25 protein-coding genes are annotated in these 21616 nt (G+C 38.6%); 13 read left to right on the top strand and 12 right to left on the bottom strand.

What is annotated here, in order from left to right; all coding sequences use genetic code 11:
• Positions 1–26 precede the first annotated feature (26 nt).
• From V4596_04550 to V4596_04520, 7 genes are all read right to left on the bottom strand, one after another.
• Positions 27–974, bottom strand: coding sequence for a 4-hydroxythreonine-4-phosphate dehydrogenase PdxA (locus V4596_04550; protein ID MES2768395.1), 948 nt, complete (start codon positions 972–974; stop codon positions 27–29).
• A gap of 6 nt (positions 975–980) precedes the next feature.
• Positions 981–1925 carry a peptidylprolyl isomerase gene (locus V4596_04545; GenBank protein ID MES2768394.1) on the bottom strand — a complete coding sequence of 315 codons (945 nt, stop codon included), beginning with the start codon at positions 1923–1925 and terminating at the stop codon, positions 981–983.
• A 2-nt stretch (positions 1926–1927) separates the two neighbouring features.
• Entirely contained in the window at positions 1928–2914 is a 987-nt protein-coding gene (locus V4596_04540; GenBank protein MES2768393.1) for a peptidyl-prolyl cis-trans isomerase, read from the bottom strand.
• A 39-nt stretch (positions 2915–2953) separates the two neighbouring features.
• Positions 2954–3781, bottom strand: coding sequence for a peptidylprolyl isomerase (locus V4596_04535; GenBank protein MES2768392.1), 828 nt, complete (start codon positions 3779–3781; stop codon positions 2954–2956).
• 63 nt (positions 3782–3844) lie between these two features.
• Positions 3845–4504, bottom strand: coding sequence for a lysophospholipid acyltransferase family protein (locus V4596_04530; GenBank protein ID MES2768391.1), 660 nt, complete (start codon positions 4502–4504; stop codon positions 3845–3847).
• Positions 4504–5466 (bottom strand): electron transfer flavoprotein subunit alpha/FixB family protein, encoded by a 963-nt coding sequence (locus V4596_04525; protein ID MES2768390.1) that lies wholly within the window; start codon positions 5464–5466, stop codon positions 4504–4506. Before V4596_04525 ends, V4596_04530 begins: the two co-directional genes overlap by 1 nt.
• 1 nt (position 5467) lies before the next feature.
• Positions 5468–6238, bottom strand: a complete 771-nt coding sequence (locus tag V4596_04520; GenBank protein MES2768389.1) for an electron transfer flavoprotein subunit beta/FixA family protein — start codon at positions 6236–6238, stop codon at positions 5468–5470.
• 318 nt (positions 6239–6556) lie between these two features.
• On the opposite strand from V4596_04520, the gene V4596_04515 reads away from it, so the two are divergent.
• Complete coding sequence (locus tag V4596_04515) at positions 6557–6856, top strand: hypothetical protein (protein ID MES2768388.1); 300 nt, start codon at positions 6557–6559, stop codon at positions 6854–6856.
• Position 6857: 1 nt separating this feature from the next.
• Here V4596_04515 and V4596_04510 read toward each other — a convergent pair whose 3' ends face one another.
• From V4596_04510 to V4596_04500, 3 genes are all read right to left on the bottom strand, one after another.
• Positions 6858–8450 (bottom strand): hypothetical protein, encoded by a 1593-nt coding sequence (locus V4596_04510; protein ID MES2768387.1) that lies wholly within the window; start codon positions 8448–8450, stop codon positions 6858–6860.
• A gap of 305 nt (positions 8451–8755) precedes the next feature.
• Entirely contained in the window at positions 8756–9631 is an 876-nt protein-coding gene (locus tag V4596_04505; protein ID MES2768386.1) for an alpha/beta hydrolase, read from the bottom strand.
• Positions 9628–10314 (bottom strand): FHA domain-containing protein, encoded by a 687-nt coding sequence (locus V4596_04500; GenBank protein MES2768385.1) that lies wholly within the window; start codon positions 10312–10314, stop codon positions 9628–9630. Before V4596_04500 ends, V4596_04505 begins: the two co-directional genes overlap by 4 nt.
• A 130-nt stretch (positions 10315–10444) precedes the next feature.
• Between V4596_04500 and rpsF the strand changes: the two genes are divergently transcribed.
• The 5 genes from rpsF (at position 10445) to V4596_04475 (ending at position 13978) form a co-directional block, all read left to right on the top strand.
• A complete protein-coding gene (gene rpsF, locus V4596_04495) occupies positions 10445–10879 on the top strand; it encodes a 30S ribosomal protein S6 (GenBank protein MES2768384.1) in 435 nt (144 codons plus the stop codon).
• 9 nt (positions 10880–10888) lie between these two features.
• Positions 10889–11746, top strand: coding sequence for a DUF2232 domain-containing protein (locus V4596_04490; GenBank protein ID MES2768383.1), 858 nt, complete (start codon positions 10889–10891; stop codon positions 11744–11746).
• A gap of 52 nt (positions 11747–11798) precedes the next feature.
• Positions 11799–12242, top strand: coding sequence for a 50S ribosomal protein L9 (rplI, locus tag V4596_04485; GenBank protein MES2768382.1), 444 nt, complete (start codon positions 11799–11801; stop codon positions 12240–12242).
• 32 nt (positions 12243–12274) lie between these two features.
• Positions 12275–13690, top strand: coding sequence for a replicative DNA helicase (gene dnaB / locus V4596_04480; GenBank protein ID MES2768381.1), 1416 nt, complete (start codon positions 12275–12277; stop codon positions 13688–13690).
• 96 nt (positions 13691–13786) lie between these two features.
• A complete protein-coding gene (locus V4596_04475) occupies positions 13787–13978 on the top strand; it encodes a hypothetical protein (protein MES2768380.1) in 192 nt (63 codons plus the stop codon).
• Positions 13979–14099: 121 nt separating this feature from the next.
• Here V4596_04475 and V4596_04470 read toward each other — a convergent pair whose 3' ends face one another.
• Both V4596_04470 and V4596_04465 read right to left on the bottom strand, forming a co-directional pair.
• Positions 14100–14444 carry a helix-turn-helix domain-containing protein gene (locus V4596_04470; protein MES2768379.1) on the bottom strand — a complete coding sequence of 115 codons (345 nt, stop codon included), beginning with the start codon at positions 14442–14444 and terminating at the stop codon, positions 14100–14102.
• 78 nt (positions 14445–14522) lie between these two features.
• Positions 14523–15158, bottom strand: coding sequence for a radical SAM protein (locus tag V4596_04465; protein ID MES2768378.1), 636 nt, complete (start codon positions 15156–15158; stop codon positions 14523–14525).
• Positions 15159–15234: 76 nt separating this feature from the next.
• Between V4596_04465 and V4596_04460 the strand changes: the two genes are divergently transcribed.
• From V4596_04460 to V4596_04430, 7 genes are all read left to right on the top strand, one after another.
• Positions 15235–17604, top strand: coding sequence for a DNA translocase FtsK 4TM domain-containing protein (locus tag V4596_04460; GenBank protein MES2768377.1), 2370 nt, complete (start codon positions 15235–15237; stop codon positions 17602–17604).
• Positions 17605–17673: 69 nt separating this feature from the next.
• Positions 17674–18582: a tetratricopeptide repeat protein gene (locus tag V4596_04455; GenBank protein MES2768376.1), complete on the top strand. Its 909-nt coding sequence runs from the start codon at positions 17674–17676 to the stop codon at positions 18580–18582.
• A complete protein-coding gene (locus V4596_04450) occupies positions 18582–18812 on the top strand; it encodes a hypothetical protein (protein MES2768375.1) in 231 nt (76 codons plus the stop codon). The genes V4596_04455 and V4596_04450 overlap by 1 nt, the downstream gene beginning before the upstream one ends.
• Positions 18799–19611, top strand: coding sequence for a diaminopimelate epimerase (gene dapF, locus V4596_04445; GenBank protein ID MES2768374.1), 813 nt, complete (start codon positions 18799–18801; stop codon positions 19609–19611). The genes V4596_04450 and dapF overlap by 14 nt, the downstream gene beginning before the upstream one ends.
• On the top strand, positions 19596–20462 hold the full coding sequence (gene dapA, locus V4596_04440) for a 4-hydroxy-tetrahydrodipicolinate synthase (protein MES2768373.1): 867 nt from the start codon (positions 19596–19598) through the stop codon (positions 20460–20462). Before dapF ends, dapA begins: the two co-directional genes overlap by 16 nt.
• Positions 20459–21094, top strand: coding sequence for a dihydrodipicolinate reductase C-terminal domain-containing protein (locus tag V4596_04435; protein MES2768372.1), 636 nt, complete (start codon positions 20459–20461; stop codon positions 21092–21094). Before dapA ends, V4596_04435 begins: the two co-directional genes overlap by 4 nt.
• Positions 21091–21582, top strand: coding sequence for a hypothetical protein (locus V4596_04430; protein MES2768371.1), 492 nt, complete (start codon positions 21091–21093; stop codon positions 21580–21582). Before V4596_04435 ends, V4596_04430 begins: the two co-directional genes overlap by 4 nt.
• Positions 21583–21616: the final 34 nt, after the last annotated feature.

The raw sequence follows: 21616 nt of genomic DNA, 5'->3' as shown, positions 1-21616 counted from the left end.
GAAAATATAGATAAGATGACTAAATACTATACTAACTTTAGCGCGGTTTGGATAGCTTTAATCATGGATCCGGCGTCAGCTTTTCCTTTGCCAAAAATATCCTTCGCCGTTCCGTGATCTACGCTGGTTCTAACAAATGGTGTATTCAATGAAACTTGTACACCATGTTGTTTTTTGTGAAGTATTTTAAAAGGTATAAGGCCTTGATCATGATACATGGCAATAAAAACACCGTACTTTTGATAATGCGAATCTTGAAAAGCCACATCTGGAACGAGAGGGCCAAAAACTGGAAACTTGTTTTTTTGTGCAGATAGAATTGCGGGGGCTATAATTTCACGATCCTCAAAGCCGAGATTTTTTATTTCACCTGCATGTGGATTTAAGCCCAACACACCTATACGCTGTTTGTTCTTGGGTAATTTTAAGTTTTTCAAAAAAGCATCGGCGCTAGAAAAAATATCCAATAAATGATCTTTAGAAATTTTCGAGGGCACATCTCGAATAGAGAGATGATCGCTCACCAAGATTAGAGAAAAAAGATTTCCAATAAAAGCCATATAGATATTTTTTTCCTGGTTTAAAATTCTTCTCATAATATCTGTATGACCACGGTCCGAAAGCCCAGCCTCTTGAATCAATTCTTTTGAGAGCGGAGCAGTAACGATAGCATTGAAGAATTTATTTTTAGCATATTTAACGCCTTCTTCAAAACAAAGCGCAGGATTGCTAGAACTTTCTATTTCGAATATAGTTTTGTCTTGAGGACTTTCACCTAAAGCATCTTCTATGCTAGAAAATTTTTTAATTTTAAATTTCTTTTTTATGATAGAAAGATATTTTTTTTCAGTTAAAGGATTTTTGTAATAATAAAATTGAACATTTTTTTTTGGGCCGATTTTGTTCAGGGCCTTGGCAGTTACTTCAAATCCAATTCCGTCTGCGTCACCCGTTGTAATTAAAATTCTTTTCACTTTCTACTACTTATTGATCTTAATAAAGGATCCTAGCTTTCTCTCTTCAATCCAAAATTTAAATTGCTGAGCGAAAGCCTTTTCATAAAGAATATTTTGAATTTCTTTTTTCTTAGATTCAAAAACAGAGTCTTTTACGATTTTTTTAGAAATAAGCTTTACGATATGGTAACCAAATTTTGTCGGAACAACCCCAGTATTTGCACCGACAGATAAATTTTGAACTGAGGTTTCAAGTTCTTTCAAGAATTCTCCACTTTTAAAATTGCCAAGAAATCCCCCGCTAGAAAAATTAGGGTCCTCGCTGAATTGAGAAGCTAAGCTATCAAAAGATTCTCCGGCACTCAGCTTCTTTAGCACACTTTCGGCACGAGATTTGGCTGCTTCTTTGTCTCCACCTTTAGGGAGGAAGAGAATATGGGCCAAAGAGTACTCATAGCTTGTAACACTGTTTCCCTTATAGTTATTCATGTAATAGTTTTGAATTTCATCATCTGTAATTTTAATTTTTGAAGAAATGGTTTTTTGAATTAATGCCTGTCTTTCTAGTCGCTGTTTTATAAAGTTTTGGTAATCAGAAAAAGAAATACCTTCAGCCTTGAGCGCCGCGATCAATTGAGCACGAGTCATTTTGTTGCCGTCAGAAACTTTTTTTATTTCTTGATCTACCTTTTCAACGGTAACAGAGAGATCTTGTCTTTTGACTTCAGAGTCAATAAGTCTTTCGTTGATCATATGATCAATTAGAGCGTTACGATCTTTTAAGATTTTTTCTTTATCAGAAATAAGTAAATCATCAACAAACTTACCCTTTTGAAGTTGCCTTTTGTAATTTTCAATATCTTTTAGAGTTAAGATCTCATCATTCACAATGGCCACGATTTTATCCACAGTTTCTGCTTGGACGTTAGCGCCAATAAAAGAAATTAAAATCAAAATAAAAAACTTCATGTCTATTCTCCTAAGGGTTTTACCTGAATAGATTTTATTGCCTCAGTATTTTTTAGCACTTTTGAGACCTTCAATTGTTCTTCGAGCCAAGCTGTATAGATAGCCTGTTCTTTGTTTCCTTTGAGCGTTCTTGAAATGCGCTCTTTCACTTCTTCAAAAGACAATGTTTGCTCTGCCTTTTTTCCAGTGACCTCAAAGATATGAAATCCATAGGGACTTTTTAATACACCGCTGCGTTGACCTACTCTCATATTGAAAGCTTTGTCGAAAATATCTAACGTTCCTTGTTCAATCCAGCCGACGTCACCACCATTTTTAGCTTCAGGGGCGACGGAGTATTTTTTTGCAAGATCTGCAAGCTGAGTTGACGGCGTGATACTGTGATAGAGCCTATTAGCTGCATCTTCATTATCAAAAACTATTTGTCTAATGCGAACCTGAGGTCTTTCTTTAAAGGTTTCACGGTTTGTATTGTAGAAAGATTTAATTTCTTCATCTGTAGGAACTTGTGTTTTTAGCGCAAGACTCTGAAAAACCTTTTTCTGCAGAAGCTTGCTCTTGATTTGATTCTCCCAGTCTTTAAGAGAGGTTTGTGAGGAGTTGAGAGCCTCTTTAAAGGAAGCCTCATCTGGGTAGTTGGCTCGAATTTTTGAAACTTCAGCATCCACTTCGGAGTTTAAAACCTCAATGGAATTTCTCTCAGCCCAGCTAGTAATGAGAGAAGAGTGAACAAAATCCTCAACAATTTTATTTTTAGCAAAATCTACAACATGGGTATCTTTGGCGAGAAGAGTATCGTAGCTCTCGAGGTTGCTCGCGAGTTTTTCCGAAAACTCTCTTGCCGTCAGCCTGTCGTTATTAACTTGAACCAAAACAGTATCTGCAAGCGTATTTCTTTTGTGAAGATCAAAGTAAAGAATGATCCCTACAAAGAGAAGAGCTAAAACTCCTCCCCAGAATAGAATGACGAGATACTTTTGTTTTTTCATTTTACCTAAGTAGCCTTAGCTACGCACTAAGTGAAGCCCTTACAGTTTTTGGGTGTATGTCTTCACATTGTATTTTGATTTTAATTTCCCAAAAAATTCGTCAAACAATAAGCGCTTTTTTGATTCTTTAACCGCACCGTTCAAGCGAACTTTGTCTGCATCCTTATAAGATTTTTTCCCAGTGAGCTTGATGATATGAAAACCAAACTTTGTTTCCACCAAAGGAGAAAGCTGCCCCTCAGAGAGCTTAAGCGCGGCCACGTAAAACTCTGGGAGTAGAGTTGTAGAAGAGTGCCAACCAATATCTCCACCATTTTTCTTAGAGATAACATCATCACTATAAAGCTTCACAAGTTGCTCGAAAGGTTTCTTGCTAGTAGAAACTTCTTTATATATTTCAGCAGCTCTTTTCTTAGCTGCATCTCTTTCTGACTTTCTTGCATTTTCTTTTACTTCCACAAGGATGTGACTTGTGCGGATTTCAGGATTCTTTGCATAGTAAGCTTGCATTTCTTTTTCGCTTACAGTGATGGCATCAGCTTTTTTGCCGATTTCTTTCTCAACCAGATCAATGTACATAACCTGTCTGATTCTTTCTTGAACGATAGGATCATCACCAAGATTTCTCTTCTGAGCTTCCATTACGCCCACTTCGTATCTCACCAAGTCTTCAAGGAATAAGTCTTTAGTTGGAGGATTGAAAGCTTTAGAAACAACTTCTTTGTACTTGTCGTTGAATTCTTTTTTAGTAATTTGTTTGTTGCCAACGACAGCAACAACATCGTCGTTTTGAGCCAACAAAGTCATTGTAAAAGTGAGAACCAAAATGGAACTCGCAACAACAGCTAATTTATTGAAAAAAGACATAAATCCTCCACAGAAAAAACATCGGAAATCCGTTACAAAAGATACGAAAAAAGTATCCTCTATCTAGGAGTTCTGTGCAATTTCTTTGAGCGCGGATTGACCAGCGGCATTAATGGCATCTTTGAGTCTTTTTATAAGTTCAGGATCTCTCGGATCAAGATCTTTGGTGACAGGTGCGAGTGGTTTTCCCCAATGAAGAGAAACTTTAGCAAAAGGATGAGGCAAGAAAGTTTTGTTCCAGCTTTTTTTAAAAAGTATACTAGATGAAGCTGCCGCTCCTCCCGGATAAATCTTCGCATTCAAAAGTCTTGAGAGTTCAAAAACACCGGGCTTTGGTTCATAGATTGGTCCACGTGGTCCGTCGACAGGAACCACAGGAATACATCCTGATTTTGCAAGACGGATAAGACCCTTTAAGCCTTGAACAGCATTTCTAGAGGAAGAACCTTTAGAGGTCTTTGCGCCCATCCAATTCAAAACCTTTCCCATGAGTTGTCCATCGGAGCTGACGGAGGTCATCGTCGCAAATCTATAATGTTTTGAATAACCAATCATGGCAAGTTCATGACCATGCCAAAAAGCAAAAACAATAGGGACACCATTTTTGATGTCCGATTCAAGCTCTTCGTTTTTGTGGAGATGTAATCTCCAAGTGAAAGACCAAACCCGATAAACTACAAAAACTAAAATAGCAATCAGAGTAGGTTTGATCTTATTCCACATTAGTGACTCAATAATTTGGAAAACTCTTCTTTTAGTTTCGGAAGAATTTCGAAAGCGTCGCCGACGATACCGTAAGTTGCCTTTTTGAAGATCGGCGCCTCAGGATCTTTGTTGATGGCCACGATCACTTTGCTTGAACCCATTCCAGCCATATGTTGAATCGCACCAGAAATTCCAGCTGCGATATAAAGATTTGGTGCTACAGTTTTACCTGTTTGCCCAACCTGCATTGCATGTGGAACCCATCCAGCATCAACAACGGCTCTTGATGCACCAACGGTTGCGCCAATCGTTTCAGCTAAATCTTCTAAAAGTTTAAAGTGCTCGGGACCCTTCATGCCGCGTCCCCCGGAAACAATAACTCCCGCCTCTGTAAGATCTGGTTTTGCAGACGAACTCTTAACAACTTCTTTCACTCTTACTTTTGTCGCAGGGGCAGTGAAGGTCTCCTCAGTGATTTCGCAATTTGAAGCACCTTCTGCTGGTTGAGGAAGTTGATTTGGTCTCATAAGAACAACTTTAATTTTAGAGGCATCTGTAAACTCAGCAGTTGCGAGAACTTTTCCAGAGTATAGTGGGCGTCTGGCCTCAACTTTTGTTCCGCTGATTTTTAAACCGACGCAATCACCCGCGATGCCGCCGTCAAATTTTGCAGCTACTCGGGGGAGTAAATCTTTAGCCGCCATTGAGCCTGAAGCTAAAACCAAATCTGGAGAGAATTTTTTGATCGCTTGTTCAAAGCATGAAAAATAATATGAAGAATTGTAATCTTTCAAAGCCGCGTTGTTAAAAACAAACGCTTTTTGCACGGGATAGTTTTTCAATCCTTGAGCTACAGTTGAAACATTATCTCCAATGAGAATTGCCGCAACTTCGTTTCCAGTTGTTGCGCTTAATAATTCTAAAGAACTCTTTTTGATCTTATTGTTAGCCGATTCAATAAAAACTAAAATTTTTGCCATACTAAATCACCTTCGCTTCTTGTCTTAGAAGTTGTACGAGTTTTTGTGCTTGTTCTTGTGGTTCGCCCGAGATCATTTGTACTGGCGGTCTATCGGAAGGAAGTTCAAAATTTGTGTATTTCACTTTTATGTTTGCAACATCAACACCACAATCTGTCAGAGCTAATTCTTTGATCACCTTTTTCTTTGCCTTCATGATTCCCGGGAGAGATGCGTATCTTGGAGTGTTTAATCCTTTGTTTGCTGTGATCATCGCAGGGAATTCTACTTCGATAATTTCTTTTGCACCGCCCTCAATTTCTCTTTCAAGCAAAGCACCTTTTTCAGTGTAATCTGCTTTTGAAACTGAAGTTACATGTGGAATGTCCAAAAAGGCTGCGACCATTTGACCCACAGAAAAGTTATTGTCATCAATGGCAGATTTTCCGCTGAGTAAAATTCCAAATTCGCCAAGAGTTTTTGAAGCCGCCGCGATTGCTTTTGCGATATTGTAATTATCCAAAGTTTCTGGAGCATCAATAACCGCTCCTTCATCAGCGCCCATTGCAAGAGCAGTTCTTAGAGCTTCTACGGCGCGAGCCTTTGGTCCAACAGTTAACACGTGAACTTGTGTTTCGGGTTTTGCAGCTTTTAATTTCAAAGCTTCCTCAACTGCAAATTCGTCATAAGGATTCATGATCCACTTGATACCGGCTGTGTCGATACCTGTTCCGCCCAATTTAATTTTTGTTTCTGTATCAGGAACTTGTTTGATACAAACTAAAATATTCATTCAGTCCTCCGCGAAATTTTGTAATTTTAACGGAGCCCAGACTATGTCAAAACAATTGTGGGGTCAAAAAGCAAAACTATCCACATGACTCACATACTTATCCACATATCTAGGTGTCATCTCAGCACTGAAATACTATATCTAGTGTTTTCGAGGGCTAGTTTTTTCATAACATCGCGTGTTACATGATTATTTAACCCAAGTTTCACATCACTCTGTCTAAAATGGGAGAAGAACGCATCAATGACTACATCTAGTTAAAACACATCTTAAGTAAACAATCCATAGCCCTAACCGATAAGAACACAAGAGGTTTTTATGAAAAAGATCGGGGATATCATGGAAGAGATGGGTTTCAACGCAAACTCCACTCCAAGCAGTAAAGCCGCGTTCATTAAGTATTTAGCAAAACAAGCTTATAACGTGGACCTACAAATTCCAGAAATTTATCAAACAGAAGAGGAATGTGGCGACGCCACATTGGATTCTTTCTTGAACAGAGAGTCACCAGCAGAACAAAAAGCTGCGGGATCCAACGTTGAATCGATCTTCAAGAAGAAATCTTCTGAAGAACTAAAACAACTCGAATTTAAACTGGAAGAACCTGAAGCGGGATAATCTATGGTAGAAACAGCTGTTGTCGCGCCTTTTTGACGTGCTCAGGAATATCCGCTGTAGGGATTTGCTTAGCTAGAGTATTAATCTCTTGAATAATTTCCATATCCTCTCTACTTAGCGCAAGGATTTTGGCCCAAGGAGCAGAGCTGTTCTCATAATAGTTTAGCACAATGTCTTTGCCATTTTGGAGATTCAAGTTTGTTAAATAATTCTCTAAAACAGAATTGATCTTGGCATCAGTATCAGCTCCTTGAATCTTTTCAAGAAACCGCCCGGTCAAATTGTCAAAGTCTTGGGCCCAAGTTTGGATGGCCTTCTGAGCGAAGTCTTGCAAAGATTTATTTTTCTGTAAAAGCGGATGTTCAGTTATTTGAATCCAAAAATCTAAATGAGACCGATTAGCTAAAACTATTTCCCTTGAGATGGCTAGATATGCTGTAAGATGTAATGAAACATCATGAAAATGACCAGTACCTTGTTCGGCAATATAACTCTTCCCTTCTCTAGCCCAACTTTTTGCAAAGGTCATTAAAGGGATCGATTCAAACTCACTGGTTGATATTAATCTTACCGGCGTGGCTCTATGCAGAGGAAGTGCATTCAGTGTTTCATTAATTAATGCTACATCTGGATACTGAATGATAATACGATTATTTTTTTGAAAAGTCTTGATACCAAATGTCCTCGCAAAATTTGGAAACCTCGATGTAACTGTCGTTAAAACTGGGAGCCCGTTATAGTAAACACCATTCGAAAACTCTCGGATTTCATGCTGATCAATTTCAAACATTTTATTAGGGTAGGGATTTACAGGAACATCATTTTTTAATTCTGCTATGTAAATATAGCCGTTTTTTCCTGTCCTTTTTTTACCAATACTTCTGAACCATTCAGATTCTGGCAACACATCAAAGTTATATCCAAGCTTATCCCGCTCTTCTCTGCTCATTCGCTCATAAAATATTGCACCAGGAATCCGCTCTTGCTTTTTTGAAACTAAATATTCAATTAAAACATATCCTGACTTTGGATCTAATTGCAGAAATCGAACAGTCTGTGAATTTCCATTTGAGTTAATAATAATTGGCTTATCCTTTAGTAGATGTTCTGAAAAGAACATCAATAGCTCTGCGCCACCAGAATTCAGACGAGCCAAATACTGCTGTAAACTTGAAATTTGCGTTGCTTCTGAACGATTTAGTAATGTTCTAAAAAAACGGTATAAATCTCTTTCCCCTTGTCCAATTCTAAATGGCCCGCCCCGAGCAAAAAATGTATCCGTATAGCGAATATTTACTCGCGGGTGTGAAGCAATCTCACCTAATAGCAAGATGACATTGGGATTATTCACTACGATTTTTCTTTGGCCACTTCTGACTTGATAGCCGTTGAGCTTATCTACAACGGTATGCCCCTTAGCCCTAATCCTTGTGATTTCAGCATTATTAAGTACGTTTATTGGTAGAGACGGTGCTTGCTTTTCAGCGAACAACGGAGAGCACAGCTCATTTGCAGCTAACGTGTGTATAGAAGATATACACACTTGTAACACTATAATTAAATAGCCAAGAGCTAATAGCTTTCTACTTATCATACAATTAATAAGTGCAAAAACAAACCCACATTTAATTTCTGAAATCCGTTTACAATTAGCGAATATTTATCAACAATGGACAGTTGATTGATATATTAGATTTATTATATAACCCCTATAGGTATTTTAAAAAATAACAATAAAATCAAGCACTTATAGTACCAATACGAGTACTTTGGAGACTCTGCCAAGCTCAGTCAGCTGACCGCGATTCAAGAGGCTTTGAGAACTGAAAAAAAGCAATTCCACCTGTGGTGGTGTGCATATACTTGTAAAAGATCAAATCGGCGAGCAGAAAAATAATTTTAGTATTTATTTTCTTTAAAAAATTTTTCGATTTTAAGATTTACAAAATCAGGCATATCAAGTTGAGTGCAATGAGTTCCGTGGGGAACAATGATGTGCTCGCTGCCTTTGATTTTCTTGTGTAGATCTTCTTGGAATTGCACGGGAGTTACCGCATCCTTTTGTCCGCTGATGATTAAAGTAGGACACTCGATACGATCTAGAGTACCGCTACCATCATACTTAATCATTTGCTCAAAAAGAGTTAAGAAAATATCTGCTTCGACGTTGGCAACGCCTTTCGCGTAAATTTCAATGTCTTGAAAGCCTGTGAGATTGAGATTGAATCCCCCGGCAAGAGCAGAAATTCTCATAGCGACGGGATTCTTTACGGCTTTTTTCCATATGTATGAAACAGTCTCTGGCAAAAGATCGTAACCTTGCTTTGCAATCGAGAAAGCTTGGTGAACAGCCTCTACGCCAAATGTTTTTGTGAGTGGATTTTTGGCAAAACCATTGATCAAAATTAAATTTTCAAACATTTTTGGATTCATGTCATAAGCGCGAATTAAAAGTTGGCAACCAAAGCTGTGTCCCCAGAAGCTCGCTTTTTCAATTCCTAAATGTTCGAGTAAAAGAGGAATGTCTCGAGCGATAGCATCCATAGATAAGTTTTCGCGATCAAGTGGGATCGGCGTATTGTGATGTCCTCGCAAATCAAAAAGAATAGTCTGATAATTTTCGCTAAAATGTTTCACTTGGTGATGCCAATGATTCATGAGGCAAACAATGCCGTAAGTAAGAACTAAAGGTTTGCCTTGGCCGCGAACTTCGTAATAGATTTCGGTGCCATCAAAGCTTTTAAATGTTCCTACTTTTTTTTCGAATTGCTTCATTCTAAAAATCCAACTTCCAGTATTGTGTTTCCGACCTGTATCTTTAATCTATTTTTTAAAATTTCGGTAATTCTTTTTTTACCATCAATGATAAAGGGGTTCTCCCCAACAGATTCAATAATCACATGACCCTCTTCGCTCTGCGAGATTTCTAAACAGAATTCCTCAAGAGTATCGTCTAAAATGCACAAATCAGAAGATCCCGGTCCAAGCTTTCTTGGACCATAACCCAAAATCCATCCCGTTCCCGCTTGAACGCCAGACTTTACATCTACGGTGATACACCTTTCAAAAGGTGTCACCTCAACGAGAGACTGATCTGTTTTTAATTTTTGCGTGAAATTGAAAAGTGCCTCGCGCCATTCGCTCAAATTCACTTCGGAAGTTTTTTTAATATCAAATTCGCTTACGATTTCTAAATTGGTAGCCCCGATCGTTATGACGAGACCAGGAATCAATTTTACTTTTTTAATTCCCCGGCCTGCAACCATAGTTCCATTTGTAGAATTCATATCTAGGTAAAAAAGAGCATCATCTTCTTCGACAATTTTTGCGTGAACCAAAGAGGCTTTCGAGTCTTTCAAATGGATATCAGCCTTAGATCTTCCCAGAGTAACTCCTGGTTGAAGCTTAAAGACATCTCCTACGCGTGTTCCAGATGTGATTTTTATGTATAAATCCATATACTTAAGTATATATCAATTATCCATCATTTCTATTGCCTTAAAGACCAGTTTCGTGGCATAAAAGTCATTCTTTAAAAACCTTGCTCCACCCGTAGAGATGGGGCTTTAACCAAAAGGAACTGTTAAAATGGCTAAAACTGTCACAACTATTCGTCCATACGAATCAGTAATTATCTTGAAATCTGATACAACTGAAGAAAAGCAAAAAGGCCTACTTCAAAAAAACAAACAAATTATCGAATCTTTCAAGGGTGAGATGGCCCACATCGATACTTGGGGCAAAAGACGCCTTGGAAATCCAATCCAAAAAGAAAAAACGGGCATTTACTTCCATACAACTTTCACAGCAAACACTCAGGTTGTTGCTGAGTTAGAGCGTACAATGAGAATTAACGATGATGTGTTAAGATTCGTTCACGTTAAGCTAGAAGATGGAACTGATCTTACGAAGCACGTTCAAGAATTCAAAGATTCTTTAAGCGCAGCTCAAGCTCGTGAAAAAGAAAGAGAAAAGAATTTCGAAAAAGCACGCGCTCAAAGACAAATGAGACCGTCTGTATAATCGACATCAATGATCTCTAAGGAAAAAATATTTTCCGCATTATTCTTACAACTCTCGTGCGTGATTTTAACTCTCAGCACGGGAATTTTCGGAGGGGCCCCGCTGCTTCTCCTGAGAAGAACCGCGGATACACTCAACTTTATTTTCCTCCAGCTCTTAACGATAACGATTGCGCTTTACTTCAAAGCTCAAATGTTAGCGTTGATGATTCTGTGTACATCTATTTTGATTCTAGTCTTCGTAGCAATGGAGAAAAAAAACATTTTGCTAAAAAGCGTAGTGGCAGTTCTATCAAGTACGGCGGCCTTTTTCTTTATCCTTTTCCTTTGGGTGCACTTTAAAGAAGGTGCGCAATTCTGGGGCTGGATTTCAACTCAGGTAGAATTTTATTTCATTCAAGCGAAAACAGTTATAGGCGAGATGAGTATCACTCTTGAGACTCTCACGCATCAGGTTCCCTCTCTCATTGTTACGCTTTTAGCTTTAAATCTTTGGATCGCAGTTCTATTCGATTCTAGAGCGCAAAGAAGAATGGGAACATTGAGAGCCCAAATTGAGATAAAAAATTTTAGAACTCCCGATGTATTCATTTGGGTGATTATCGTTTCGCTTCTTTTTTCATTCTTAAAGACGCCAGTTCCGGGATTACAGGAAGCCGCATTAAATGTTCTGAATGTCTCACTTTTGCTGTATTTTTTTCAAGGACTTTCGGTTCTGTCGTTCTTAATGGAAAATTTGAATTTTGGTTCGTTGCTTAAAATGATCGTGTACTTTATATTCATTGCTCAATTGCTATTGCCTATTTGCCTCGGCATATTGGATTTTTGGTTGAATTTTAGGAATAAAATCTCTAAAAAAGCATTATGAAAATAGATTAAAAGAATTAGGGCTAATAAAAAAATTAAACAAGGATAAATCCATGAAAGTTATTTTAAAATCAGATGTAAAAAACGTAGGAAAAATTGGTCAACTAGTTAATGTTGCAACAGGTTTCGCAAGAAATTTTTTATTTCCAAAGAAATTAGCAAGTGAAGCAACCGAAAGAAGAGTTAAAGAATTTGAACACATCAAAAAGATGGCAGATTCTAAAAAGAAAAAAGCAGTAGGCGAGAAAAAAGAAATTTTACAAAAAATGTCAGGCAAAACTGTAACATTCAAAATGAACGCTTCTGAGACAGACAAATTGTTCGGTTCTATTGGCGCAAGCGATATCGCTCGCGAACTTGAGAAGCAAGGATTCCAAGTTGATAGAAGAGACGTTATCCTTGAGGACAGCATCAAAATTCTTGGTCAACATAAAGCAACTGTAAGCTTCGGTGAAGGCCTAGAGGCGGAAGTTCTAGTTTCTGTAGAACGCGCTTAAGTTCTAAAGAAACGGTTTCTCGAGGGGGTTTTTTGCAATTAAGAGTTCAACCACATAACATTGAAGCAGAACAATCGGTTTTAGGCAGCATCATGCTAGAGCCTGAAAAGTGGGATGAAGTCAATGACACCATTTCGGAAGAACACTTCTATAAAAATGCACACCGGACTATCTATTCCACATTCAGAGAATTGAATATCAAGGGTCAGCCCATTGATATTTTAACGGTATCGGAACTTCTAAAGAAAAAAGATGAATTGGATCAAGTTGGGGGATCAGCTTATTTGGCTGAGATTCTCAACCAAACTCCAACGACGGCAAACTTAAAAAGTTACGTCGAAATCGTGGCGGAAAAAGCAATTTTAAGAAAACTCATCACTGAGTGCCAAGGATTAGTTGGTAAAGCTTACGACGGCGATTACGAGGATATCGGTACCTTTCTAGATAACGCCGAATCAAAAATCTTCTCCATTGCCGAAAAGAAAAAAGTGGATGGATTGATTCCAGCCAATGAAATTCTAAAACTCAATATGCAAAGAATCGACGAGCTCTATAACTCCGGGGGCGCGGCCATTACGGGTGTGAGCTCTGGATTTACCGAGCTTGATAAAATGACAGCAGGATTTCAGCCGGGCGAATTAACGATTATTGCGGCTCGTCCTTCTATGGGTAAGACAGCATTCAGCTTAAACATTGCCACTCATGCGGCGATCAGAGAGGGCAAAAAAGTGGCCTATTTCTCTCTGGAGATGGGTCAAGAGCAGTTGATGTTGAGAATGCTGGCTTCTGAATCAAAAATCGATATGTCACTCATGAGAGTGGGTAAAATTCCAGATTCAAGTTGGCCAAAACTTATCAATACGGTGAGCATCATCAGTAAATCAGGAATGTTCATTGATGAAACCTCAGGTATTAGCCCCTTTGAGATCCGTGCGAAGTGTAGAAGACTGAAGGCCACGCATGGGTTAGATCTCATCATGGTGGATTATCTTCAGTTGATGGATTTAAAGCAAAAAGTAGAAAGCCGAGAAAGAGCAGTATCGGAAATCTCAAAAACATTAAAAGCAATTGCCAAGGAATTAAAAGTTCCAGTGATTGCCCTCGCACAGCTCAATCGTGGAGTTGAGGGCAGATCAGATAGAAGACCAATGCTCTCAGATTTGAGAGAATCGGGCTCTATCGAGCAAGATGCAGACGTTATCATGATGATTTATCGTGATGATTACTACGAAAGAGAAAACTCAGACGCGAAGGGTATTGCGGAAATTATTATTGGTAAACAAAGAAACGGACCAACAGGAGTAGCAAAGCTTGCGTGGTTATCTCAATACGGTCAATTTGCTAACCTTGCGGCAGAGAGCCTTGCGCAATTTTCTCAACCACCCAAGGAAGATAAGTATCCCGCTAAACCCAAGGGACCGCTTCAAAATTTTGCACCAGAGTCTTAGTAGACCGAAGTCCAGTTCTTAAAAATTCCTTCAAAATATATTAAACAATCAACCGGTTGTTGGTTTGATAATGTCATCCATAGAGAGGGGTTTTTCATGGATGATAATCTTTTCGAAAAAATAGTTAAAAGCACAGGATTGCCAGAAGAATTGGTCACTCAGGATTTTTTAAAGAAAATTTCTGACAAAGGTTTTGAGAAAAGCACATTGACGCTAGATCAAATCAGGGATGTGTTGGCCGATTACCTGCAAGATGTGATCTTGCAAGTTCGTGAAGAATATAAATAGTCATTGGTTTAAATAAATTGTGGGCCTTTTGCCTGCTGTCGGATACAAATGACCCACTGATGTGTTGGACTCTAGTGGATGAACCTTTAAGATTCGATAAGTCGATTTAATTAAGCTGATCTTATGTTAATGAGCGAACTTTGATTTTATATCCGTCCATTTTCTTCTTGAGCGTGTTTCTGTTGATACCTAACATTTTTGCTGTCTTAACTTGGTTACCACGGTGAACCTTCAATGCAAGTTCAATAAGAGGCTTCTCTACTTGTTCTAATACAACGTCGTACAATCCATTTAGCTCTACAGATGTTTCTTGTTGTTCATCAAAAAGAACTTCAAGTTTAGATCTAACTAATTTTTCTAAGCTTACTGATTTTAAATTAGCTACGAATAAGTGGTTAGGTTGAAAAGCTTCTGGAGAGATTGGTGGCGTTGTAGAGTTTGTAGTAGAATTTGCAGTAGTGTTCATGGTTGTCACGACCCCTATAGTTTTACCTAATTTTAGGTTTTGAGTTTCAGTTTTTTTCACTTCAGTTTTGAGTGAGTGTTATACACCTTTTGTATCAGGAGGCCAGATATATTTATGCATTTGCATCTGCATTCTTGCTTGACTTCCTTTTTCGAGAATCCAGCGAGCCAATTGCAATTCACTCACGACACCGAAAGAAGGACTAAACAATATACTCTGTCCACTTGAGAGGTGTGTTTGTACAAAACTTTCTGACCAATGGAAATCTTTTTCTGAACAAATCACGAATTTAAATTCATCAAGAGCGGTTGCGTGATCTAAATTTTTCATTATAAACGTATCTGCTGCGCCGCTATCGGGTGTTTTTATATCTATAATCTTCTTGACTCGTTTATCGACGAATTCACAAGAGACGGCACCACTCGTTTCTATAGAAACTTTATAATCCATTTCACATAACCTTGACATAAGCTCATTGGAATTGGTCTGTGATAAAGGCTCTCCGCCAGTAACACATACATATTTTGTAGGAAAAGATTTAATTTTTTCGATGATGGCATCAATTGATATTTTTTCACCATCATAATATGCGTACTGGGTATCACAATAAGTACAGCGGAGCGGGCACCCTGAGGTGCGCACAAAAACTGTCGGAATTCCCGTGTAACTGGACTCCCCTTGAATGCTAAAGAAGATCTCATTGATTTTTATCATTATTTTCTCGATTAAAGTCCTAATGATTTAAAAGCCCCGACTACCAAAGTCAATACAACTTCCGTATCATGTAGATATGTCGAAAATGATTGAAAAATTTCAAAGAGATATTGTTGTTATTGGATGGCTTGCAGGAAGCCTCTTCTTGTCGCTCGCTCTGTGGAGCTATAACCCTGCTGATCCTTCATTTAATTCCACAGGAATAAATAGCTCCGTTCAAAACCTCTGTGGGTATTTTGGAAGCTTTTTGTCTGATATATTTTATCAGGCATTTGGTTTAACGGCGTGGTTATTTGTATTTGCAGGAATAAGACAATCCTATATGCATTTTAAGTATGGTAACAATCCAAAGAAAATCAGTGGCGCTGCAAGTTGGACGCTGGCGGGCTTATTTTTATTGGCATGTTCTTCTTTAATTTCACTATATCTGCCACTGGAAAAATTTTTCAATGGTGCCATTTATGCAAGTGGGCTTTTAGGATTATTTGCAACAAAAGGCTTGGTAGCTGTTTTTAATAAAACTGGAGTGGCAGTTATTCTTTGGAGCGCTCTTCTAGTTCTCACTATATTTTATACCGAAAAATCACTTAAGGAATTTGCAGAACTTCTACTTCCCAACGCTGCAATTAAAAAACTAAAAGACATTAGAGATGGTGTGATTACTTTCTTTAAAGATCTATTTAAGAAGAAAGCGAAAATCGAAAAGCGAGTTTCTCCGGTTATAGAATCAAAAATTCTAAATGTTTTAAAGGCTCCAATTAAAGAAAATCCTATGATGTTGGGCACAGATGATGAAGAAATGGATACGGATCTCGACAATGCCATCAGCATTGATGAACAAAGAAGAGCAAACTTTGTAATCCAAAAAATGACAGACAAAAAAGAAAAAATCACACAGGAAGCCCATAAAAAATTAAAACGAATCGAACACTGGGAGCTTCCAAAGCTTTCCATTTTAGAAGCTGCACCAAATAGCGGAATTAAAGTAGATGAAAAAATCATCAAGAGAAATACGTTCCTATTAGAAGACAAACTTGCGCAGTTTTCTGTGAATGGTTCTGTTGTTGCGGTGAGACCAGGACCCGCGGTAACAATGTATGAATTTAAACCAAATGCAGACGTTAAAATTTCTAAAATCACAGAACTAGCAGATGATCTATCGTTGGCACTGAGCTCAGAGTCCATTCGTATCATTGCTCCACTCCCAGGAAGAGACGTGGTGGGTATTGAAACAGCAAATCCAAAAAGAGATTCGGTTTATTTAAGAGAAATCGTGGAAGATACAGCTTTCTGGGATGAAAAAATAAAACTTCCAATTGCTCTTGGAAAAGAAGCAAATGGAGACCCTAAAACTGTGGATCTAAGAAAGATGCCTCACTTATTAGTAGCGGGGACAACAGGATCTGGTAAATCGGTATTCATCAACTCACTCCTTACGGGTTTACTATTTAAACATTCTCCGAAAACATTAAAAGTAATTTTAGTAGATCCAAAACAAGTGGATCTCGCGGCTTTCCATAATATTCCTCACCTGATAATGCCCCCGATCAAAGACCCTAAAAAAGCTGTGGTGAGTTTGCGCTGGGCTGTTCGCGAAATGGAAAAACGTTATCGCTCAATGTCGAAATTCAATACTCGCGGACTTGAAGCATTCAACGAAAAGATGGCGGATTTTTCTAAGCAGCAAGCTTCAGAGCACCAAGCTTACAATGATGAGCTGGATGCGCAAAACAGAGGGAATGTTGAAGGATATTATTTCCAGGAACTTCCCTATATCGTTATCATTGTAGAAGAATTTGGCGATTTGATGTCGGTGGATAAGGTGAATACAGAGCAGTTGATTGTGCGCCTAGCACAAATGGCAAGGGCTTGCGGTATGCATTTGGTTCTAGCAATGCAGTCTCCAAGAAGAGACGTGGTAACAGGATTAATCAAAACAAATATTCCAGGGAGGATTAGCTTTAAAGTTGCTAGTAAAATGGACTCAAGAATCATTCTCGATGAATCCGGAGCAGAAAGACTTTTGGCTCAAGGGGATATGTTGTTCCTAGCTCCTGGTGTTTCTAAGCCACAAAGGCATCATGGGGCTTGGGTTTCGGAAAAAGAAATCGCAGAGCTCACATCATTCTGGTCAAAACAATCAGAGCCTGAGTTTGACCCGTCAGCTATGAAAACGTTAGATGGCTCTGGCGGGGGATTTGAATTTTCAAATGGCGCCAGCGGAGCCTCTTTTGATGGCGGGGAAGAAGAGGGATCCGATGAAAGATATGATGAATTATTAGCATATGTTTCAGGTCTCAAAGAAGTAAGCGCGTCACTTTTACAAAGAAAGTTCCGCCTGGGTTATCCAAGAGCCGCCAGAATCATTGAAATTTTTGAAAAAGAAGGCGTTGTGGGTCCAGCAAACGGAAGCAAGCCGCGTTTAGTGCTACTGAATAAACTTTAGAGACAACTAATGATTATGGTCTTGCCTCCGGACTTGTCTTAGTGGGCCAAATCATAGTAATCATGATACATGAAGTTTTTCTTAAATCTTTTTATTTTATTATTCATTTCAAAAGTGTCTATGGCGCAAACTGATTTAATACCCAGCCCAATTCCAGATATTAAAAGCAAAACACCATCGAAAAGTAAAGAAAGCTATAAGGATATAATTCAAAAAGCTCAGAGCTTAACCCTTCAACAAGATCGACTTCAGGCTTCTCAAGTTTTAGTTCGAGTGATCAAATCGGAAACGTATAACAGAAAAGCCCAGGAAGAATTAAAGAAAACCCTCAATAATATTTCGACTTTATTCTATACCGAAAAAACACAAAAATTTTATGAATACGCAAAATCGCTACTAAGAGAATCTCCAGCAGAAGCCGCTGAAAAATTTAAAGAAGCAATCAAAGTTGAGCCAGACAATATTTTAATTTTGCTCTGGATGGCGCGCTTGGCAATGGTTACCGGTAAGTGTGAAGAAGCCAATACCTCTATAACAAAGGCTCTTGAGATCAACCCGTTCTATCCACAACTTCAGCTTACTGACTTACAGATCAAAGCCTGTCTGCAAGTGATCGAGCCTCTTAATAAGTCTGCAAGCGAATATAAATACCTCGAAACCCTTTATCCTCTTTACTTTAACATGGTGCTAGTACAAAAATTCTTTACGCAAAAACAATACCCAGAGGCAACTTATCATATAGAGAAAGCCAAACAAATTGATAAAGAATTTCCAGAGATTTATTTTTGGGAAAGCCAAATTCTCGAAAAGCAGGAGCTTTCTTTTAAGGACGCAGCCTCAAGATATATTCGCGGATGCAAGACAATCACCAAGGCAGATTATTTAAAATACGAACTAGAACCAAGACTTTGCCATGAATTCAAAACATTTGAAGTGGAATACAAAGGAATTTTGGATCAAGAAAAAAAGGATAACTAATGAAGACGGCTAAAAGAATAATAATCATCTTTCTAATTGCGATGATTGGGCACGTTGGTTGCGGTGTTCGCGGAGATCCTGTTCCACCCAAAATTCCGGCAGAACTTGGCAGAGGACAGCCTACCTATAAGGGCGCAACTGAAAATCTAGCGTTTCCTACAGTGCCGCCAGTTTATGCACCTACAACAGAAGAAACAAAAAAGAAAAAAGAAGCCGATGAAAAAAAATAGCCTACGATTTACCAAGCTCTCTGGAGCGGGAAATGATTTTATCGTTGTTGATTTGAGATCTTTAAAAAAATCTTTTTCTCAAAAGAAGAGAAAAGAAATTGTTAAAGCAGCTTGTGATCGTCACTACGGCGTAGGTGCCGATGGACTTTTGTTTTTAGAAAAAGCAAAAAATATAAAAAATGATTTTCGCTGGGATTTTTATAATCGCGACGGCTCTCGCGCGGAGATGTGTTTGAATGCTTCTCGCTGCGTGGTGAGGTATGAACTACAAAAAAAGAAAAATGTAAAATTTGAATCCATCGTTGGGCTCGTAACCGGAAAAGCCTCCGGCAAAGACATCCAAGTTGAGCTCCCGATTAGAAAGCAAAAAATTAAACTGTTGAACGTACGCACGTTTGATGGGAAACACCATGAAACCGATGGGTATGCGGTGAATTCCGGAGTGCCTCATTTTGTAGTTCATAAAAAGTTCACAAATTTAGAATCCTTAAGACATATTTCCTCTCAATTGAGATTTCATAAAATCTTCAATAAACCTGGAAGCAATGTGACCTATTGGGAGGGAAAAAGCTCAACAGTGAAAGCAATTACTTTTGAAAGAGGAGTTGAGGATTTTACTTTGGCCTGCGGAACAGGAGCCGTCGCCGTTGGAATGGTTTTCGAAGCAGTCTACGAAAAAACCCCAATCACAGTACAAATGCCTGGCGGAAAAATTAAAGTGGATTTAAAAGGAAAATCAGCGATTGTTACCGGATCCGCAGAAATTATTTGTGAAGGAGAGTTATGTTTGAAGGTATAATTACAGCCCTTGTTACGCCTTTTAAAAATGGAGAAGTAGATTATCCTTCTTTAAAAAACCTTTTAAAGAGTCAGCTTGATCAGGGTATTGATGGATTCGTTGTTCACGGAACGACAGCGGAAAGTCCGACCACAACAGATGCAGAGAAAGAAAAAATATTTCAATTTGTAAAATCAGAAGTGGCAGGACAAGTTCCTCTTATTGTGGGAACAGGGACAAACTCTACTCAAGACACAATTCAGAGATCCCAAAAAGCAGAAAAGTGGGGAGCAAAAGCTCTTCTGGTCGTTGTTCCTTATTATAATAAACCTCCACAGCGAGGGCTTTTTGAACATTTCAATAAAGTAGCAAACTCTGTTGAGATTCCGACGATACTTTATAATGTTCCTGGGAGAACCATCACTTCACTGGAGCTGGATACAATTTTATCTTTGAGCGAGAATAAAAAAATTGTAGGGATCAAAGAAGCTACTGGCGATGTTGAATTTGGTGCTAAAATTATTTCTAAAGTAAGAAGAGATTTCAATGTTCTCAGTGGTGATGATAAAACCTGCATGGCACTTGCGGCAAAAGGCGGAAAAGGTGTCATTGCTGTAGTTTCACATCTTATCTCTGGAAAAATGCAAGACACTTATAAAAGAATCAAAGCCGGAGACGCCAAAGCTCTTATAGAATACGAAAAATATTTTCCTCTCATCGATAGCATGTATGTAGAAGCTAATCCCATTCCGGTGAAGTACGCATTGAAAAAAATTGGAATTTTATCTTCGGACGAAATGAGATTGCCACTCGTTTCTATCTCAGAAGAAATGAAACCAAAGGTGGATGTACAAGTGAAGGGTTTTGTATGAGCAATGTTTTTTTATTTGGCGCTTCGGGAAAAATGGGGAAAGAAATTTCTAAGCTTATTGAAAGTGATAAAAAACTAAAGCGAACTGAAAAAATAGAGAGCGCCGATGTGATTATTGATTTCTCTAACGCAGAGGCATTCCTAAAAAACCTGCAAGCTGCTTTAAAAAACAAAACTCCATTTGTATGTGGGACAACGGGATTATCTGCAAAGCAATTTAAAGCTTTAAGGATGGCATCTAAAAAAATACCAACTCTCTGGGCCTCGAATATGAGCATGGGCGTGACAGTCATTAACGAAATGTTAAAGAACTTAAGGGCGATAAAAGATTACGACTTTTCTATCGAAGAAACACATCACATTCATAAAAAAGACGCTCCCAGTGGAACGGCATTAACAATTCAAAGTCACTTGGAAAAAGCGATTAAGAAAAAAATAAAAGACATAACCTCGCATCGAGAAGGAGAGGTTTTTGGTCAGCATAAAGTGATTATTAAAGGACCAGAAGAAACCATTCTTATCCAGCATGATGCTTTGAATAGAACGGTATTTGCGCGCGGAGCAGTGACTTGTGCAAAATGGATTTTAAAGAAAAAAGCAGCAAATTATTCTATCGAGGATGTCCTTAAATGATGCCGCTTCACAGAGCTCTTATCGGAGTTCAAACAGATTTAGATCCAAGTCTTTCTCTTCATCGGAGAGTAGCAAAAGCGCTTTATCGCACCGCGGATGTGCATGGAGTATCTGGCGTCTATCAATATTCTGATAACGAAGAAGAAGGACTTACAGTTGTTTATTCTCTTCGAACTCAATCAGAACCAAAAGCTCTAAAGAGGAAAATTGATGAAATCACAAAAAGCATCAAGAGCACTCGGTACATGATTGAGGTATTGATCTTTGATGACGTCATACTTAGGAGTCCTGATCTTGTTCTGCCATGCATGGAGCTTCATAAGCTCAAAAGATGGTGCTTGCCGGCCGCAGATCTTTGGGGGGACTATGTGCATCCCGTCGTAGGAAAAGATCTCAAAATACTCTCAGAGACCACGGGATCGCTGGAGAAAATTGAGTTTTACGCCCAAAGTAAAACGCTTCTTGATTTTTTATCCAGAGAGAAATAGCCTTTGCCCTCATACTAATTACCCAGGTGATTAG

It is taken from the genome of Bdellovibrionota bacterium (assembly GCA_040386775.1).
Taxonomy (GTDB): domain Bacteria; phylum Bdellovibrionota; class Bdellovibrionia; order Bdellovibrionales; family JAEYZS01; genus JAEYZS01.
The sequence above is the reverse complement of the archived record's forward strand: the minus strand, read 5'-3'. Positions and strand labels throughout refer to the sequence as shown.

Excerpts from the sequence above, each read along its gene's own strand:
- V4596_04460 (MES2768377.1), top strand. The coding sequence starts at position 15,235 with ATGTCGAAAATGATTGAAAAATTTCAAAGAGATATTGTTGTTATTGGA.
- dapA (MES2768373.1), top strand. The coding sequence starts at position 19,596 with ATGTTTGAAGGTATAATTACAGCCCTTGTTACGCCTTTTAAAAATGGA.
- V4596_04545 (MES2768394.1), bottom strand. The coding sequence starts at position 1,925 with ATGAAGTTTTTTATTTTGATTTTAATTTCTTTTATTGGCGCTAACGTC.
- dapF (MES2768374.1), top strand. The coding sequence starts at position 18,799 with ATGAAAAAAAATAGCCTACGATTTACCAAGCTCTCTGGAGCGGGAAAT.
- V4596_04500 (MES2768385.1), bottom strand. The coding sequence starts at position 10,314 with ATGGATTTATACATAAAAATCACATCTGGAACACGCGTAGGAGATGTC.
- V4596_04525 (MES2768390.1), bottom strand. The coding sequence starts at position 5,466 with ATGGCAAAAATTTTAGTTTTTATTGAATCGGCTAACAATAAGATCAAA.
- rplI (MES2768382.1), top strand. The coding sequence starts at position 11,799 with ATGAAAGTTATTTTAAAATCAGATGTAAAAAACGTAGGAAAAATTGGT.
- V4596_04515 (MES2768388.1), top strand. The coding sequence starts at position 6,557 with ATGAAAAAGATCGGGGATATCATGGAAGAGATGGGTTTCAACGCAAAC.
- rpsF (MES2768384.1), top strand. The coding sequence starts at position 10,445 with ATGGCTAAAACTGTCACAACTATTCGTCCATACGAATCAGTAATTATC.
- V4596_04465 (MES2768378.1), bottom strand. The coding sequence starts at position 15,158 with ATGATAAAAATCAATGAGATCTTCTTTAGCATTCAAGGGGAGTCCAGT.
- V4596_04470 (MES2768379.1), bottom strand. The coding sequence starts at position 14,444 with ATGAACACTACTGCAAATTCTACTACAAACTCTACAACGCCACCAATC.
- V4596_04430 (MES2768371.1), top strand. The coding sequence starts at position 21,091 with ATGATGCCGCTTCACAGAGCTCTTATCGGAGTTCAAACAGATTTAGAT.
- V4596_04475 (MES2768380.1), top strand. The coding sequence starts at position 13,787 with ATGGATGATAATCTTTTCGAAAAAATAGTTAAAAGCACAGGATTGCCA.
- V4596_04510 (MES2768387.1), bottom strand. The coding sequence starts at position 8,450 with ATGATAAGTAGAAAGCTATTAGCTCTTGGCTATTTAATTATAGTGTTA.
- V4596_04520 (MES2768389.1), bottom strand. The coding sequence starts at position 6,238 with ATGAATATTTTAGTTTGTATCAAACAAGTTCCTGATACAGAAACAAAA.
- V4596_04505 (MES2768386.1), bottom strand. The coding sequence starts at position 9,631 with ATGAAGCAATTCGAAAAAAAAGTAGGAACATTTAAAAGCTTTGATGGC.
- V4596_04535 (MES2768392.1), bottom strand. The coding sequence starts at position 3,781 with ATGTCTTTTTTCAATAAATTAGCTGTTGTTGCGAGTTCCATTTTGGTT.
- V4596_04435 (MES2768372.1), top strand. The coding sequence starts at position 20,459 with ATGAGCAATGTTTTTTTATTTGGCGCTTCGGGAAAAATGGGGAAAGAA.
- V4596_04530 (MES2768391.1), bottom strand. The coding sequence starts at position 4,504 with ATGTGGAATAAGATCAAACCTACTCTGATTGCTATTTTAGTTTTTGTA.
- V4596_04490 (MES2768383.1), top strand. The coding sequence starts at position 10,889 with ATGATCTCTAAGGAAAAAATATTTTCCGCATTATTCTTACAACTCTCG.
- V4596_04540 (MES2768393.1), bottom strand. The coding sequence starts at position 2,914 with ATGAAAAAACAAAAGTATCTCGTCATTCTATTCTGGGGAGGAGTTTTA.
- V4596_04450 (MES2768375.1), top strand. The coding sequence starts at position 18,582 with ATGAAGACGGCTAAAAGAATAATAATCATCTTTCTAATTGCGATGATT.
- V4596_04455 (MES2768376.1), top strand. The coding sequence starts at position 17,674 with ATGAAGTTTTTCTTAAATCTTTTTATTTTATTATTCATTTCAAAAGTG.